1 protein-coding gene is annotated in these 765 nt (G+C 44.8%); it reads right to left on the bottom strand.

Going from position 1 to position 765, the window contains the following annotated elements:
- On the bottom strand, window positions 1-695 hold a 695-nt coding region (locus tag R7Q11_RS25890), incomplete at its 3' end, for a PepSY domain-containing protein (RefSeq protein WP_225466965.1).
- Window positions 696-765: the final 70 nt, after the last annotated feature.

The following is a 765-nucleotide window of genomic DNA, read 5'->3' as shown; positions in this document are numbered from 1 at the left end:
GGGTCGTATTCCTTACCATACTCATAGAAACCAATCTTTTGATTGCCTCCTGGGCCATCTGCTTCTGCATGAGCTAATCCTTCATACTGCAACAGCACTTCACCGGATTTAGCATCCACGAGATAAGTTGGTCTAGTGGGGTTTACCGCTTGTTCAGAATCGGCAAAAAACTGGATCTCATAGGCTAAATGCGCAACGTCTTTGTCATCGATATAAATACGCAATCCCTGTTGTTGATCTTCGATGTGATAGCCAACATCCAAATACGGCTTTTGTACTTTGCTTCTTATTCTTTCAAGGCTGAGCTGAGGAGTCGTGTTAGAAATGTCTTGCCCGATATCATGAACTAACGTACCGCCAAAGCGTTTGATTTTCCCTTGTTTATCGCGGTGTAAAACGATCTGTTTCCCCCAGATCGGAATTCCTTTGTAGGTTTGTTGATACCGGACGTGGACATCACCATTTTTGTCTTGGTTGGCTTTAAGCTTTTGAACATTATTGCCCGGCTTTAATCCAAGCGCTTTGGCGACATTTTGGGTCGCGGCAAGGTTTTGCTTTTCGAGAGAAACCACACGTCCATGATTTGGCTCTAATCGCTCCAACTGAGCGGCAGAGAGAGAAGGTGAAACAAGAAGTGGTGACGCCAACACCAAGCCAACTGCGAGCTTGCGCTGATATTTTGATCCTAGATCCATCGGTAAGTCCCCTATTTTGCACAAATAGCAAAGCCAAACTGACAGATTTTATGCGCCGAATAATCCCTTA

The organism is Vibrio sp. 970, from assembly GCF_033339075.1.
This window is presented reverse-complemented; position numbering and strand designations above follow the sequence as displayed.